Consider the following 15,291-nt stretch of genomic DNA (forward strand, 5'->3'; position numbering starts at 1 on the left):
CTGATAGCGCCCATCGCCATGGAGAAGGGTCTGCGTTTCGCCATTCGCGAGGGTGGGCGGACCGTTGGCGCCGGCGTCGTCACGGAAATTCTGGAGTAATCCATGCGCGTCAAGATCCAATTTGCCTGCAAGGAATGCAAGCGAAAGAACTACGCTTCTGAAAAAAACAAGCGCAACACGACATCTAAGCTCGAGTTGAGCAAGTATTGTCCATTCTGCGGCAAGCACACTTTGCACAAAGAAGGCAAGTAAGAAGCGTTCCATCATAAGAATGTGCAGGCCAGTAGCTCGAACTGGTAGAGCATCGGACTCCAAATCCGAGGGCTGGGGGTTCGAATCCCTCCTGGCCTGCCAACACGTTCTTCTGAGAATGTATCACTTTAGAGAGCGAACAAAGCGGAAATGGCGATGAGCAAGAAAACTACCGGTGAGACCGGGCCGGAAAAGAAAACGGCCTCCATGAGCGAATCCATCGCCGAGTTCAAGGAATTCTTTGAACTTTCCAAAAAGGAAATGAGGAAAGTCGTTTGGCCCGACCGCAAGGAGACTATTGCCACCTGCGGAGCGGTGCTCGTTCTGGTCGTGGTGGTCTCCGTGTTCTTGGGTACCATGGACTTTGCCCTCACCAAGATTGTTGCGGCCCTTCTCTCCTGAACCAGGGTTTTTGAACATAATCATGGACATCATTCTCGAAACTGCATCCTCCGAAACTCCAGCCGCGCGTTGGTATGTAATCCATACCTATTCCGGGTTCGAGAATCGTGTGGAGCAGACGGTCAAGGAGATGATTCGCACCGGCCAGGCCAAGGATCTGATTGAGGACATCATCGTCCCGACCGAGAAGGTCGTTGAGTTGGTTAAGGGCCAGAAACGGACATCGACCAGGAAGTTCTATCCTGGATATGTCTTGATCAAGATGATCTTTAACGACGAATCGTGGCATATGATTCAGTCCATTCCCAAGGTCACGGGGTTCATCGGCGGGAAGAACCGTCCGACACCCCTCTCCGAGACTGAGGCTAACCAGATCATTTCGACCATTCAAATCCGAAAGGAAGATCCCCGGCCAAAATTCCATTTTGAGCGAGGGGACGAAGTCCGAGTCATTGACGGGCCTTTCTCGAATTTCAATGCCGTGGTTGAGGACGTCAACTACGACAAGGGCAAGCTGAAGGTTTCGGTTTCCATTTTCGGTCGACAGACGCCGGTCGAACTCGATTTCGTGCAGGTTTCCAAGGCTTAAGGTCAAGATCGAACACGGCGTAGACAAACAGAGCGAAGAGGTTTCAAATACATGGCCAAAAAAATCACGGCAAAAATCAAGTTGCAGATCCCAGGAGGGGTGGCGAACCCGTCTCCTCCGGTCGGTCCGGCACTGGGACAGCATGGCGTGAACATTATGGAGTTCTGCAAGGCATTTAACGCCAAGACGCAGGACCAGAAGGGAACGATCATACCGGTAATCATCACCGTCTACCAGGATCGATCTTTTACCTTCATCACCAAGACTCCGCCTGCATCTGTTCTTTTGCTCAAGGAGGCCAAGCTGGACAAGGGTTCGGGGGAGCCGAACAAGAACAAGGTCGGCAAGGTGACCATGGCCCAGGTCGAAGCGATTGCCAAACTCAAAATGCCCGACCTGACCGCCAAGAATTTGGACGCGGCTGTCCGCTCCATCGCAGGAACAGCCCGTAGCATGGGCATAGAAGTACTGAACTAGGATGCAAGATCTTATGGGCAAGAAAGGCAAGAAATTCAGAACGGCAGCAGAAACGATCGACAGGGCTCTCAAGTATTCTCCCCGCGAGGGACTCGAACTGGCCCTGAAGTCTTCGTACGCGAAGTTCGACGAAACAGTGGACGTAGCCATCAATCTGGGTGTCAATCCCAAGTACTCCGATCAGATGGTTCGCGGAGCGGTTAGCCTCCCGCAGGGCTTGGGCAAGGAAGTCCGTGTCCTGGTCTTCTGCAAAGGAGAGGTTGAGGAGAAGGCCAAGGCCGCTGGAGCGGATTATGCCGGAGGGGAGGAGCTGGTCGAAAAGATCCAGGGTGGCTGGATGGAGTTCGACAAGGCCGTGGCCACCCCGGACATGATGGCTTTGGTGGGCAAGATCGGCAAGATTCTCGGCCCCCGCGGACTCATGCCCAACGCCAAGACGGGCACCGTGACCTTTGACGTGCAGAAGGCCGTCCAAGAACTGAAGGCCGGCAAGGTCGATTTCAAGGTCGACAAGGCCGGAGTGGTACATGCACCCATCGGGAAGGTTTCCTTTGGGGTTGATCGGATCATGGAGAACTTCAGATCCTTCGTCGACATGATCGTCAAACTGAAACCGTCATCGGCCAAGGGTACCTATCTCAAAGCCGTAAGCGTGGCCACGACCATGGGCCCCGGGGTGAAAATCGACCCCGGGACTCTTCGGGAGATGTAACATTTAAACATAGCTGAGCGCATTTCCCCGGAGTCAGAGAAAGCAGGTGGACTCGATCCTTAATATCCTGCCGAGACGCTTTGACTCGTGCGACCGATGCGTAAGCATGAGCGCGCCAGGATCAACCCGGCGCACTGAAGAATGAGGGGGACAAGGTGAACAGGGCAGAAAAAGCGCAGATCATCGAGGCTCTCAGGGAGAAGGCTGAGACGGCGAACATCGCCATCGTCACCGACTTCAAAGGGCTTAAAGTCGAGGAGACCAATCCTCTGCGCATACAGTTGCGCGAACAGAACGTTGATTTCCAAGTAGTGAAGAACACCTTGGCCGGATTAGCGTTCAAGGACACAAAGCATGCGGCCATATCCGAACAATTCAAGGAATGCTGTGCCGTGGCTTTCGGTTACGACGACCCGGTCGTAGCCAGCAAGATCGTTTTGGGGTATGCTAAGAAGAATAAAAAGTTCAGCGTTCGGTTTGCCAGTCTGGACGGAACGTTTCTCGACGCCGATTCCCTGACGCAATTGTCCGAGCTTCCTGGCAGGGAGCAATTGCTGGCTCAGATGTTGGGAACAATGAACGCCGTGCCCGGAAATTTTGTCCGGTTGTTTGCCAATCTGATTAGGAATATGCTCTACGCCTTGAACGCCATCAAGGAACAGAAAGAGCAGGTTTGAAACGAGTCAAAGCACCATTCAAGGAGGAAGAAAAATGGCTGATATAACCAAAGAACAGGTTGTCGATTTCATTTCGTCCATGACTGTCCTGGAACTGGCCGGGTTCATCAAGGAGCTTGAGGAGAAGTTCGGGGTCAGCGCTGCCGCTCCAGTGGCCGCCGTTGCTGCCGCTCCAGTGGCTGCCGCCGAGTCTCAGGCCGAAGAGAAAACCGAGTTCGACGTTGTGCTGACCGAAGCCGGTGGAAACAAGATTGCTGTCATCAAGGTCGTTCGGGCCTTGACCAACCTTGGACTCAAGGAGGCCAAGGCAAAGGTTGACGAGCTTCCCTCCGTGATCAAGGAAGCTGTTAGCAAGGAGCAGGCCGAGGAGGCCAAAGCTCAGCTCACCGAGGCCGGTGCCAAGGTCGAAGTCAAATAGCTGTCCTGATAGGGCCTTTAGGAATAGAAAGCAGAGCCAATATTGGACTGCTTTCTATTCCTTTTATTTTTTGTCCATCAAGTGTCGCTTGCGGCAACGGTAATGACCCGTTGCCTTTCGTATTTCATCCGACATTTCTGCTTTCCTGCGTCCCCCGTTCCTGTTCTGTCCACTGACCTCATTCAACTTCTGCAAATGGGTGGTCTACGCCCGAGGTTACAATGAGAGAGTTCATAAAGCAATTCGGAAAGATCAAAATTCCCATCGCAACCCCACACCTGCTGAGTCTCCAGCTCGATTCTTATCGGAAATTCCTGCAACTGGAAAAGCCACCAGCCAGTAGGGACGACGTTGGGCTCGAGGGGGTATTCAGGTCGGTCTTTCCAATCCACGATTTTAACAAGACAGCGACTCTCGAATACGTCAGCTACGAAGTCGGAAAGCCGAAGTTTGACGTCGATGAATGTATTTCCAAGGGTCTGACCTACGAGGCTCCGGTACGAATCAAAGTCCGTCTCGTCGTCTACGACGTGGACGAGGAAACCGGCAACCGCTCCATTCACGATATCAAGGAACAAGATATTTACTTCGGGACCCTGCCCCTGATTACGGACAAGGGTACATTCGTGGTCAACGGGACCGAACGGGTCATCGTCAATCAGCTACAACGTTCCCCGGGAATTATTTTCGAACACGATTCCGGCAAGACCCATTCCAGCGGAAAGGTCCTCTATTCGAGCCGAATCATACCCATGCGCGGCTCATGGCTCGATTTCGATATAGATCACAAGGGGATTCTCTACGTCCGCATCGACCGGCGTCGAAAGATGCCTGCGACCATTCTCCTCAAAGCTATGGGCATGACCGGTGAGGATATCCTCGACTATTTTTACGACAAGGAAGTCCTTCGTTTCGAGGGGGTCAGGGTTTTTCGCTCAGTTTCGCCTGCGAACTACAGAAAGGAAATGTCCTATGCTGATATCGTGGACGATCAAGGGGAGGTTGTGGTCCCCAAGGGTCGGTTGATCAACGAACGGCTTTGGAAGGCGGTATGCACTGCCAAAATCGATTTTATCGAGATCGATTCAAGCCAGGCCATGAACGAGTTTTTGGCACGCGAGGTCATCCATCCCGAGACAGGTGAAGTTCTCGGGGAGATGTGCGAACAACTCTCAGAAGAGCTTGTGGATCGGTTGCGGACCGCAGGGATCAACCAAGTGGAAATCCTTCTGGCCAGCAGTGCGGATGTTTCGTCGACCGTTCGAGACACTCTGCTGCTCGACAAGACCGAGGACATTGAGAGCGCACAGATCGATATTTACAAGCGTCTCCGTCCGAGTTCGCCTCCGACACCCGAGATATCTTCGACTTTTTTCGATAATTTATTTAGGAACCCAGATTACTACGACCTATCGTCGGTGGGCAGGTACAAGCTCAACATGAGACTTGGATTGTCCCTGCCCCTTGATCACCAGACTTTGTCCAACGAGGACATTTGTCGGGCGATCAAGCATCTCCTTTACCTCAAGGATTCTCACGGTCCGGCCGACGACATCGACCACCTTGGGAATCGCCGCGTCCGTCCGGTGGGTGAACTCGTTGAGAATCAGTATCGAATCGGTTTGGTGCGAATGGAGCGGGCCATCAAAGAACGTATGAGCCTCCAGGAAGTGGCAACGCTAATGCCCCACGACCTGGTCAATCCTAAGCCAGTAACGGCGGTTCTTAAGGAGTTTTTCGGAACCTCCCAGCTTTCTCAGTTCATGGACCAGACCAACCCCCTGTCCGAGGTGACCCACAAGCGTCGGCTCTCGGCCTTGGGTCCGGGAGGCCTGACCAGAGAACGGGCCGGATTCGAGGTCCGTGACGTACATCCGAGCCATTATGGACGGATTTGTCCCATCGAAACGCCAGAAGGACCGAACATTGGACTTATCGTTTCTCTGACCACACACGGCAAGGTCAACGATTTCGGGTTCATTGAGACCCCGTATCGCTGTGTCGAGAACGGACAACTGACCGGGAAGATCAAGTATCTCGACGCATCCAACGAGAACGACGAGATCATCGCCCAGGCCAACGCAGTTTTGGACGAGGAAGGTCGGTTCGAAAAGGAACTTGTCATGGCCAGGATCAAGGGCGAGACGACCATGGCCCGGCGGGAGGATGTGACCTTGATGGACATTTCCCCTAGCCAGATCGTGTCCATTTCCGCAGCTCTCATTCCTTTTTTGGAACACGACGATGCCAACCGAGCACTGATGGGCTCCAACATGCAGCGACAGGCCGTTCCCCTGGTCGCCGCCGAGCGCCCCTTGGTGGGGACCGGCATGGAGAGTGTGGTGGCCCGGGATTCCGGGAGTTGCCTTTTGGCTGAGGGCCCAGGGACGGTCAGGTATGCCGACGCCGAGATCATTATAATGTCGTACGATGGCGAGCTTTACACCGAAACCGGGGGGACCCGTTTCTACGAACTTCAAAAATTCCACAAGTCCAATCAGAATAGTTGCTTCGGCCAGAAGCCCAGAGTGGTCATCGGTCAGCGGGTCGAAAAAGGGGACGTGCTGGCTGACGGTCCGGGAATTCGAGACGGGGAGCTGGCCCTGGGCAAGAACCTCTTGGTGGCCTTTATGCCTTGGTGCGGATACAATTTTGAGGACTCCATTCTCATCTCCGAGCGGATGGTCAAAGAGGACACCTACACCTCGATTCATATCGAGGAATTCGACGTTGTGGCCCGAGACACCAAGCTCGGTCCAGAAGAGGTGACCAGAGACATCCCCAATGTTGGAGAGGACATGCTCCGGAACTTGGATGACAGCGGTATCGTCCGCATAGGGGCCAAGGTGGTTCCCGAGGATATCCTGGTCGGGAAGATCACGCCCAAGGGTGAGACCCAGCTTTCACCGGAGGAGCGGCTGTTACGGGCCATCTTCGGGGACAAGGCCCGGGATGTGAAGAACACGTCTCTCAAGGTTCCGCCAGGCATTGAGGGTACAGTCATTGACGTCAAGGTTTTCAACCGCCGTTCAGGAGACAAGGACGAGCGCACAAAGCTCATCGAAGACGCCTACCTGGCCAAGATCGACCGGAGGGAAAAACAGCATATTGTATCGCTGACAGCCTCCATGCGTGAGCGACTGATCCACATTGTTCTTGGGAAGATGGTTCAGCGTTCGATCATGGGCAAACGCAAGGGTGAAGTTCTCCTTGAGGCCAACAAGCCCATGCCGGCGGAACTTCTGGAGACAATGCCTCTGAAAAAGTTGGCCGGGATTTTCGTCAGCAAAGAAGTCAATGAGGCGGTCCGCCAGATCCTTGATCAATACCAGGCACAGCTGGATGCCATCAACGAGATTTATCGACTTAAGCGCGAGAAGGCCACCGAAGGTGACGATCTTCCCCCTGGGGTGATCAAGATGGTCAAGGTCTACGTGGCCGTGAAGCGCAAGTTGAGCGTCGGTGACAAGATGGCCGGACGGCACGGCAACAAAGGTGTTGTCTCCAATATCCTGCCCGAGGAGGATATGCCCTTCTTCGACGATGGAACGCCAATGGACGTGGTCCTCAACCCACTGGGGGTTCCCTCACGGATGAACATCGGGCAGATCATGGAAACCCATCTCGGATGGGCGTCCAGGGAGCTTGGACGCAAAATTGCCGACATGTTCGAGCAAGGACTCGATTTGAAGCCCATACGAGAACAAGTAAAATCGGTTTTCGATTCCCCGGAGATTGATTCCCTTGTCGACGAGATGGACGACGATGAATTTGTCGCGGCGGCCAAGGCTCTTCGGCAGGGCATCATCTGCAAAACCCCGGTATTTGACGGAGCGAACGAAGACGAGATTTGGGGCATGCTCCGCAAAGCAGGGCTTCCCGACGACGGGAAATCGGTCCTTTTCGACGGGCGAACCGGTGAACCTTTCGACAGCAAGGTTACGGTGGGGTACATGTATTACCTCAAGCTCCACCATCTCGTGGATGAGAAAATTCATGCCAGGTCCACAGGGCCATACTCCCTAGTCACCCAACAGCCATTGGGAGGCAAAGCCCAGTTCGGAGGCCAAAGACTCGGAGAGATGGAGGTCTGGGCACTAGAAGCTTACGGTGCCGCCAATCTTCTGCAAGAGTTCTTGACGGTCAAGTCGGACGACGTGACCGGCCGGGTGAAGATGTATGAGAAGATCGTCAAGGGAAACAATTTCCTTGAGTCCGGAATGCCCGAATCCTTCAACGTTCTGGTCAAGGAGATGATGTCTCTCGGGCTGGACGTGACCTTGGTGCCTCGGGAACGGAAAACACGCCGGACCCAGTAGGTGGACGAAGAAAACGGTATTTGTTCTGAATGGTTTCCGGCTTACGGCCCGGGACCGACGACAATATAGAACGAGGTAGGATCGCCATGACTCTCGATGACCTTTTCTCCCAGCGCGGGAGCAGCACCTCGACCCTGAACGGGCAGGATCTGAAAGCCATCGCCATCAACATCGCCTCTCCGGAAAAGATCAGGGAATGGTCCTTCGGAGAAGTCAAAAAGCCGGAAACCATCAACTACCGGACCTTCAAGCCGGAACGGGACGGCCTCTTCTGCGCCAAGATTTTCGGACCAGTCAAGGACTACGAGTGCAATTGCGGCAAATACAAGCGCATGAAGCATCGGGGAATTGTTTGTGAAAAATGCGGCGTCGAGGTCATTGCCTCCAAGGTCCGCAGAGAGAGGATGGGACATATCGAACTAGCCGCTCCGGTGGCCCATATCTGGTTTCTGAAAAGCCTGCCGTCCAAAATTGGAACCTTGTTGGATATGACCATGGCTGACCTGGAAAAGGTCCTCTACTTCGACTCCTACGTCATCCTCGACCCCAAGGAGATCGGGAACTTGAGCAAACGCCAGGTGATCACCGAGGAACAGTACATCCAGATAATTGAGCATTACGGGGAGGACGCCATCGTCGCACAGATGGGCGCCGAGGCCGTTAAGGTCCTTTTGGAAGAAATCAATTTGGAGGCTCTCCGCGCCGAGCTGCGGGAAGAGTCCTTTGCCACCAAGTCCCAGACTAAGAAGAAGAAGATTGCCAAGAGGCTGAAGATCGTCGAGGCGTTCCTCGACTCGACCAACAAGCCCGAGTGGATGATCATGGAGGTGATTCCGGTCATTCCTCCGGAACTTCGCCCCTTGGTGCCTCTCGACGGAGGCCGTTTCGCTACCTCGGATCTGAATGACCTCTACCGGCGTGTGATCAACAGAAACAACCGGTTGCGACGGCTTTTGGAACTCGGGGCCCCGGACATCATCATTCGCAATGAGAAGCGAATGCTCCAGGAATCTGTGGACGCCTTATTCGATAATGGGCGCAGGGGGCGGGCCATCACAGGTACCAACGGCCGACCACTGAAGTCCCTTTCGGACATGATCAAAGGAAAACAGGGTCGATTCAGGCAGAATCTTCTGGGGAAACGGGTGGATTACTCCGGCCGATCGGTAATCGTCGTCGGCCCGAGCCTCAAGCTCCACCAATGCGGCCTGCCCAAGAAGATGGCCTTGGAGTTGTTTAAGCCATTCATCTATTCCAAACTTGAAGAGCGCGGACTGGCCACGAACATCAAAAGTGCCAAGAAGATGGTCGAGCGCGAAGAGGTCGCAGTTTGGGACATTCTCGAAGAAGTGGTCAGCGAATACCCGATTATGCTCAACCGTGCTCCGACACTCCATCGGCTGGGTATTCAGGCCTTCGAGCCACTGCTCATCGAGGGCAAGGCCATCAGACTTCATCCCCTTGTCTGCACAGCGTTCAACGCCGATTTCGACGGCGATCAGATGGCAGTACATTTGCCTCTTTCGGTGGAGGCTCAAGTGGAGTGCCGGGTGCTGATGATGTCCACTAACAATATTTTGGCTCCGTCCAATGGAACCCCGGTTATTGTTCCCAGCCAGGACATAGTCCTCGGTCTGTACTATCTGACTGTAGCCAGATCCTTCCAGCCGGGCGAGGGAAAGGTCTTCACCAATTCCGATGAGGTCATCGCCGCCCTTGATGCGAAATGCGTTGGCCTGCATGCCAGGATCAAGGTCCGAATCAACGGCCAACTCGTAGAGACGACGCCGGGTAGGATCATGATTCTCCAGATTCTTCCGGACAAGGTTCCCCTTGAGCTCGCCAACAGGGTCCTCAGCAAGAAGACCATCGCCACCCTTGTCAGCGAAACATATCGTCTGGCCGGAACCAAGGCCACGGTCCTTTTGTGCGACAGATTGAAAGACATGGGCTTTGAATATTCGACAAGAGCGGGAGTGACCGTCGGCGTCAAGGACCTCAAGATTCCGGAAAAGAAGCGAACTCTTCTGGAAATCGCCAACAACGAGGTAGCCGAGATCGAACGCCAGTATCGTGATCAGATCATCACAAAGACCGAGAAATACAACAAGGTCGTCGATGTTTGGACCAAGGTCACCAACGAGGTGGCCCACGAGATGATGCAGGGCATATCCCAGGAGGAAGTCACCGATCCCAAGACTGGACGGACCGAAATGAACGAAAGTTTCAACCCGGTGTTCATGATGGCCAACTCGGGTTCCAGAGGCAACACTGACCAGATGCGCCAGTTGGCCGGAATGCGCGGATTGATGGCCAAACCTTCCGGGGACATCATCGAGACACCGATCAGATCCTGTTTCCGAGAGGGGTTGACGGTCCTTGAGTATTTCACCTCGACCCACGGAGCCCGCAAGGGCCTTGCAGATACGGCACTCAAGACGGCCAACTCTGGATATTTGACCCGGCGGTTGGTAGACGTCTCCCAGGACATGATCATTTCCGAGATCGACTGCGGAACCGTTGACGGGCTTGAGGTCAGGGCCATGGTCAAGAGCGGGGAGATCCGTCAGGCAATGGCTGAGCGCGTGGTCGGACGAATCTCCATGTACGACGTCAAACATCCCGGTACTGGCGAGATCTTTGTCCGCCGGGGAGAGATGATCGAAGAGGATAAGGCCAAGCTGATTGACGAGGCAGGTATCAACGCGGTGACGATCCGTTCGACCTTGACCTGCAAAAGTGCCTTCGGAGTCTGCGCCCATTGCTATGGACGCGATCTGGCCCGCGGTCATTTGGTTAACGTCGGAGAGGCCGTGGGGATTATCGCCGCCCAGAGCATCGGTGAGCCCGGAACTCAGTTGACTATGAGAACATTCCACATCGGTGGCACGGCATCCAAGGAGATCGAGCAATCGTTCATCACTGCCGACTATGCCGGTAAAGTCGTTCTTTCCCGGGTCAAATACATTGAGAAGAAGGTTTTGGACAATTCCATCGCCGGATACGGCAGTAGCGGTTCCGTGTACATCGTTCTCGGCAGCATCGGTCAGGTTAGAATCGTGGACGCCCAGGGCATCGAACGTGAGAAATATCCCTTGCCCAATGGAGCTAGGCTCTATTTCAAAAACGGAGACGATGTGAAGAAGGGCGAGCGATTGGCCGAATGGGATCCCTTCCACGAACCGTTCGTCACTGATGTTTCCGGCTTCATCCGTTTCAACGACATTGTCGAGGGGAAGACCGTTCAGGAACGGGTGGACGAGGATTCCGGGCAGTCCACCATGACCGTCATAGAGTATCGTTCGACAAATTTAAGGCCGAGCATATCCATTTGCGACGAGCAGGGAAATGTGAAGTTTCGGCCCGAAAGCACAGAGCCGGCGACCTACCAGTTGCCGGTTGGCATCATTCTCATGTCCCAGGACAACCAAACTGTAGAGGCCGGAGACGTCATCGCGAGAAAGCCGAGGGAGACGTCGAAGACCAAGGACATCGTCGGAGGCCTTCCCCGGGTGGCCGAACTGTTCGAGGCCCGCAAGCCAAAGGATCTCGGTGTGGTTTCGGAAATCGAGGGTGTGGTCCGTTTCGGGCCTGATTCCAAGGGAAAACGGAAGATCATCATTACCCCGGAAATCGGCGAAGCTCGGGAGTATCTGGTGCCCAAGGGGCGGCATATTACCGTCCGCGATGGTGACTTTGTCCAGGCAGGAGAGTTGCTGACTGAAGGCTCGCCAGATCTACACGATATTCTGAAGATCAAGGGCGAGAAGTTTCTGGCCAATTTCCTTGTGGAGGAGGTTCAGGAAGTCTACCGATCCCAAGGCGTCCGGATTAACGACAAGCATATCGAGATCATCGTCAGGCAAATGCTCAAGAAGCTGACTGTGGTCGATCCTGGGGACACCGGGTTTCTCGTCGGTGAGCAAGTAGACAAGGCCGCCTTCCACAAGGAGAATCAAAAAATCACGGTGCAGGGTGTGCTGCCGGCCGTTGCCGAGCCTCTGGTCCTCGGCATCACTCAGGCCTCGCTGACCACTGAGTCCTTCATTTCGGCGGCATCCTTTCAGGAAACCACCAAGGTCCTGACCGAGGCTTCGCTGATGGGAAAGATGGACTACATGAATGGGCTGAAGGAAAATGTCATCGTCGGACGGCTCATTCCGGCCGGATCAGGATACCGGAATTATATCGAGAGCGAGATTGAGGTTCCGGAGCAGCCGGAGAGCCCGGATAAATTTTTGGAGGAGCTCGATCGTAACCCGTTACTGATCGACGTCTGAGCTCGGAAGAATCGGGAACGAATCAAGTTGTTTTTTTCTTGACATCGGAAACGGGTGCAAATACTTTCACCCGTTTCCAACAGGTGAATTGCGAACGGAGGAACGCATGCCTACCATCAATCAACTTATCCGCAAGCAGCGGGTGAAATCCGTCAAGCGGAAGAAGAACGCAGCTCTTCAGCAGTGTCCCCAGCGGAGGGGGGTGTGCGTGCGTGTGTACACGACCACGCCCAAGAAGCCGAATTCGGCTTTGCGCAAGGTGGCCAGGGTTCGGCTCACGAACGGGATCGAGGTCACCTCGTATATCCCCGGAGAGGGACACAACCTTCAGGAGCACTCCGTGGTCATGATTCGGGGCGGTCGTGTCAAAGACTTGCCTGGCGTCAGGTATCACGTAATTCGTGGGACCCTGGATGCCTCCGGAGTTCAGGACAGGCGCCAGGGCCGTTCCAAATACGGTAGCAAACGTCCGAAATAGTTAGAGAGGATAGCGCAGATGCCACGTAAAGGACCAGCTCCGCGTCGAGAGATTCTGCCGGATCCCAAGTATGGTAGCCGGCTGGTCGCCAAGTTCATCAACCAGATGATGATTGACGGCAAAAAGAGTGTCGCCGAGTCGAATTTTTATCGGGCCGTTGAAGAGCTCGGGGCCAAGGCCGAGCAAGAGCCAATCAAGGCCTTCGAGACGGTCATCGAAAATGTCAAGCCGATAATGGAAGTGAAGTCCCGTCGTGTAGGCGGGGCCACATATCAGGTGCCCATGGACATCCGCCCTGAGCGTCAGGAATCGTTGGCTATCCGCTGGTTGGTGGCCTACGCCAGGGGTCGCGGAGAGAAAGGCATCGCCCGACGATTGGCCGGGGAGTTCATCGACGCCTTCAACAACAGGGGCGGAGCCGTCAAGAAGCGTGAGGACACGCACCGCATGGCCGAGGCCAACAAGGCCTTTGCCCACTACCGCTGGTAGTCCACAGGAGAGATGACTTGGGCAGACTAGTACCCATCGAACGTCAGAGAAATATCGGAATCATGGCCCATATTGATGCGGGCAAGACCACGACCACCGAGCGTATTCTCTATTATACTGGCGTATCGCACAGAATCGGAGAGGTCCATGACGGCATGGCCACCATGGACTGGATGGAGCAGGAGCAGGAGCGAGGAATCACCATCACCTCGGCCGCGACCACCTGTTTCTGGCGTGACCATCGGGTAAATATTATTGATACACCAGGCCATGTTGATTTCACCGTTGAAGTGGAGCGCTCTCTTCGCGTTCTCGACGGAGCGGTGGCGGTATTTTGTGCTGTTGGCGGTGTCGAACCCCAATCGGAAACAGTATGGCGTCAGGCTGATCGCTATAAGGTTCCAAGATTGGCATTCGTCAACAAGATGGACCGCTCCGGGGCCGACTTTTTCCGGGTGGTGGAGATGTTACGGACGAGGCTGAAGGCCAAGCCTGTTCCTCTTCAGATTCCCATCGGGTCCGAGGAAAATTTTCGTGGAGTGATTGATCTTGTCGAAGGCAAGGCCATGCTCTACGACGAGGAGTCTCTGGGCGAAAAGTTCGATACCGTCGAGATCCCCGAAGAGCTTCGTGAATTGGCCGATAAATGGAAGTTGGTCCTTGTGGAGGCCATCGCTGAGGAGGACGAGACTTTTCTTGAAAAGTATCTCGGCGGCGAGGAACTGACTGCCGAAGAATTACAAGAAGGAATTAGGAAGGCGACCATTTCACTGACAATTTGTCCTGTTTTGTGTGGGACGGCCTTCAAGAACAAGGGTGTTCAGCCACTTTTGAACGCCATCGTCGATTATCTGCCTTCTCCTTTGGATATCCCCCCTATGGTCGGCAAGGATCCTGACTCTGACGGGGAGATCACTTGCATCTGTTCCGACGATGAGCCGCTAAGTTCTCTGGCCTTCAAACTTATGACCGATCCGTTCGTCGGTCATTTGACATTTTTGCGCATCTACTCCGGCTCCATTGAGTCCGGAAGTACCGTAGTCAATGCGGCCAACGGCAAGAAAGAGCGGATCGGTCGTCTTTTGAAAATGCATGCCAACAAGCGTGAGGAGATTAAGTCTGCTTACGCAGGAGATATCGTTGCCGCTGTAGGTCTAAAATATACATCGACCGGCGAGTCCCTTTGTGATTTAAAACGGCCGGTTCTCCTTGAGTCTATGGATTTCCCCGAGCCTGTTATTGAGGTGGCCATAGAGCCCAAGACCAAGGCGGACAGAGATATCCTTTCCCAGGCTCTCCAGAAGCTGGCCAAGGAGGATCCGTCCTTCAGGGTAAAGACCGATGAGGAGACCAGCCAGACACTTATTGCCGGGATGGGCGAGCTGCATCTTGAGATCATAGTCGATCGTCTGACCCGTGAATTCAAGGTCGACGCCAATGTCGGGCGCCCGCAGGTTGCCTACCGCGAAACCATCACCAAGCCAGCTGACACTGACCTCAAATATGCCAAACAAAGCGGTGGTCGTGGCCAGTATGGACATGTCTGCATCAAGGTCGAGCCTCAGGAACCTGGTACAGGATATGTGTTCGAGAACCAGATCGTAGGTGGGGTCATTCCCAAGGAATATATTGCACCAATTGATCGGGGAATCAAAGACGCTCTCAAGGGTGGAGTCTTGGCCGGATTTCCAATTGTCGATGTTAGGGTCGTTCTTTACCACGGATCGTACCACGATGTTGACTCCTCCGAGCAGGCATTTTACATCGCCGGGTCCATGGCCATCAAGGATGCTTGTCGGAAAGCGGCCCCCATCTTTCTCGAACCGATTATGTTCGTGGAGATTCTGACCCCGGAAGATTATCTTGGGGACGTCATGGGGGATATCAATGGACGCCGTGGCAGGGTAACCAGCCTTGAACCAAGGATGGGTACTCAGATCATTCGTGCTCAGGTTCCGTTGAGCAATATGTTCGGGTACGCCACGGATCTCCGTTCACGGACTCAAGGCCGGGCAACATATTCCATGCTCTTCAATCATTACGAGCGGGTTCCCGCAGGTTTGGCTGAAGAATTGACGAAGCAGAAGTAAGTAAACGAAGGGGTTACAAACATGGGTAAGGCGAAGTTCGAGCGGAAGAAGCCGCACGTAAACATTGGGACCATTGGTCACATTGACCACGGGAAGACGACGCTGACG

At 54.2% G+C, this 15,291-nt stretch carries 14 protein-coding genes and 1 tRNA gene; all 15 read left to right on the top strand.

The window, feature by feature from the left end; all coding sequences use genetic code 11:
• The coding region (locus tag EOM25_08165) for a hypothetical protein (protein NCC25161.1) at nt 1–99 on the top strand (99 nt) is incomplete at its 5' end.
• A 3-nt stretch (nt 100–102) separates the two neighbouring features.
• Nucleotides 103–252, top strand: a complete 150-nt coding sequence (rpmG, locus tag EOM25_08170) for a 50S ribosomal protein L33 (protein NCC25162.1) — start codon at nt 103–105, stop codon at nt 250–252.
• Nucleotides 253–277: 25 nt separating this feature from the next.
• A tRNA-Trp gene (locus tag EOM25_08175) sits at nt 278–354 on the top strand.
• A 54-nt stretch (nt 355–408) separates the two neighbouring features.
• Nucleotides 409–654 carry a preprotein translocase subunit SecE gene (gene secE, locus EOM25_08180; GenBank protein NCC25163.1) on the top strand — a complete coding sequence of 82 codons (246 nt, stop codon included), beginning with the start codon at nt 409–411 and terminating at the stop codon, nt 652–654.
• A gap of 22 nt (nt 655–676) precedes the next feature.
• Entirely contained in the window at nt 677–1,243 is a 567-nt protein-coding gene (nusG, locus tag EOM25_08185; protein ID NCC25164.1) for a transcription termination/antitermination protein NusG, read from the top strand.
• Nucleotides 1,244–1,294: 51 nt separating this feature from the next.
• Entirely contained in the window at nt 1,295–1,720 is a 426-nt protein-coding gene (rplK, locus tag EOM25_08190) for a 50S ribosomal protein L11 (protein NCC25165.1), read from the top strand.
• Nucleotides 1,721–1,733: 13 nt separating this feature from the next.
• Nucleotides 1,734–2,432 carry a 50S ribosomal protein L1 gene (locus EOM25_08195; GenBank protein ID NCC25166.1) on the top strand — a complete coding sequence of 233 codons (699 nt, stop codon included), beginning with the start codon at nt 1,734–1,736 and terminating at the stop codon, nt 2,430–2,432.
• A gap of 155 nt (nt 2,433–2,587) precedes the next feature.
• Entirely contained in the window at nt 2,588–3,109 is a 522-nt protein-coding gene (locus EOM25_08200; GenBank protein ID NCC25167.1) for a 50S ribosomal protein L10, read from the top strand.
• Nucleotides 3,110–3,143: 34 nt separating this feature from the next.
• Nucleotides 3,144–3,527 (top strand): 50S ribosomal protein L7/L12, encoded by a 384-nt coding sequence (locus EOM25_08205; protein ID NCC25168.1) that lies wholly within the window; start codon nt 3,144–3,146, stop codon nt 3,525–3,527.
• Nucleotides 3,528–3,748: 221 nt separating this feature from the next.
• Nucleotides 3,749–7,846 carry a DNA-directed RNA polymerase subunit beta gene (gene rpoB / locus EOM25_08210; GenBank protein ID NCC25169.1) on the top strand — a complete coding sequence of 1,366 codons (4,098 nt, stop codon included), beginning with the start codon at nt 3,749–3,751 and terminating at the stop codon, nt 7,844–7,846.
• Nucleotides 7,847–7,932: 86 nt separating this feature from the next.
• Nucleotides 7,933–12,126 carry a DNA-directed RNA polymerase subunit beta' gene (gene rpoC, locus EOM25_08215; GenBank protein ID NCC25170.1) on the top strand — a complete coding sequence of 1,398 codons (4,194 nt, stop codon included), beginning with the start codon at nt 7,933–7,935 and terminating at the stop codon, nt 12,124–12,126.
• A 106-nt stretch (nt 12,127–12,232) separates the two neighbouring features.
• On the top strand, nt 12,233–12,604 hold the full coding sequence (locus EOM25_08220) for a 30S ribosomal protein S12 (GenBank protein NCC25171.1): 372 nt from the start codon (nt 12,233–12,235) through the stop codon (nt 12,602–12,604).
• 18 nt (nt 12,605–12,622) lie between these two features.
• Complete coding sequence (locus EOM25_08225; protein ID NCC25172.1) at nt 12,623–13,093, top strand: 30S ribosomal protein S7; 471 nt, start codon at nt 12,623–12,625, stop codon at nt 13,091–13,093.
• Nucleotides 13,094–13,110: 17 nt separating this feature from the next.
• Nucleotides 13,111–15,183 (top strand): elongation factor G, encoded by a 2,073-nt coding sequence (fusA, locus tag EOM25_08230; protein NCC25173.1) that lies wholly within the window; start codon nt 13,111–13,113, stop codon nt 15,181–15,183.
• 21 nt (nt 15,184–15,204) lie between these two features.
• A partial coding sequence (locus EOM25_08235) for a hypothetical protein (GenBank protein NCC25174.1) occupies nt 15,205–15,291 on the top strand: 87 nt, incomplete at its 3' end.

It is taken from the genome of Deltaproteobacteria bacterium (genome assembly GCA_009929795.1).
Taxonomy (GTDB): Bacteria; Desulfobacterota; Desulfovibrionia; order Desulfovibrionales; family Desulfomicrobiaceae; genus RZZR01.

Bases quoted from the DNA above. Each gene is read 5' to 3' on its own strand.
- EOM25_08225 (NCC25172.1), top strand. From the start codon at position 12,623: ATGCCACGTAAAGGACCAGCTCCGCGTCGAGAGATTCTGCCGGATCCC.
- rplK (NCC25165.1), top strand. From the start codon at position 1,295: ATGGCCAAAAAAATCACGGCAAAAATCAAGTTGCAGATCCCAGGAGGG.
- rpoB (NCC25169.1), top strand. From the start codon at position 3,749: ATGAGAGAGTTCATAAAGCAATTCGGAAAGATCAAAATTCCCATCGCA.
- rpmG (NCC25162.1), top strand. From the start codon at position 103: ATGCGCGTCAAGATCCAATTTGCCTGCAAGGAATGCAAGCGAAAGAAC.
- rpoC (NCC25170.1), top strand. From the start codon at position 7,933: ATGACTCTCGATGACCTTTTCTCCCAGCGCGGGAGCAGCACCTCGACC.
- nusG (NCC25164.1), top strand. From the start codon at position 677: ATGGACATCATTCTCGAAACTGCATCCTCCGAAACTCCAGCCGCGCGT.
- secE (NCC25163.1), top strand. From the start codon at position 409: ATGAGCAAGAAAACTACCGGTGAGACCGGGCCGGAAAAGAAAACGGCC.
- EOM25_08195 (NCC25166.1), top strand. From the start codon at position 1,734: ATGGGCAAGAAAGGCAAGAAATTCAGAACGGCAGCAGAAACGATCGAC.
- EOM25_08205 (NCC25168.1), top strand. From the start codon at position 3,144: ATGGCTGATATAACCAAAGAACAGGTTGTCGATTTCATTTCGTCCATG.
- EOM25_08220 (NCC25171.1), top strand. From the start codon at position 12,233: ATGCCTACCATCAATCAACTTATCCGCAAGCAGCGGGTGAAATCCGTC.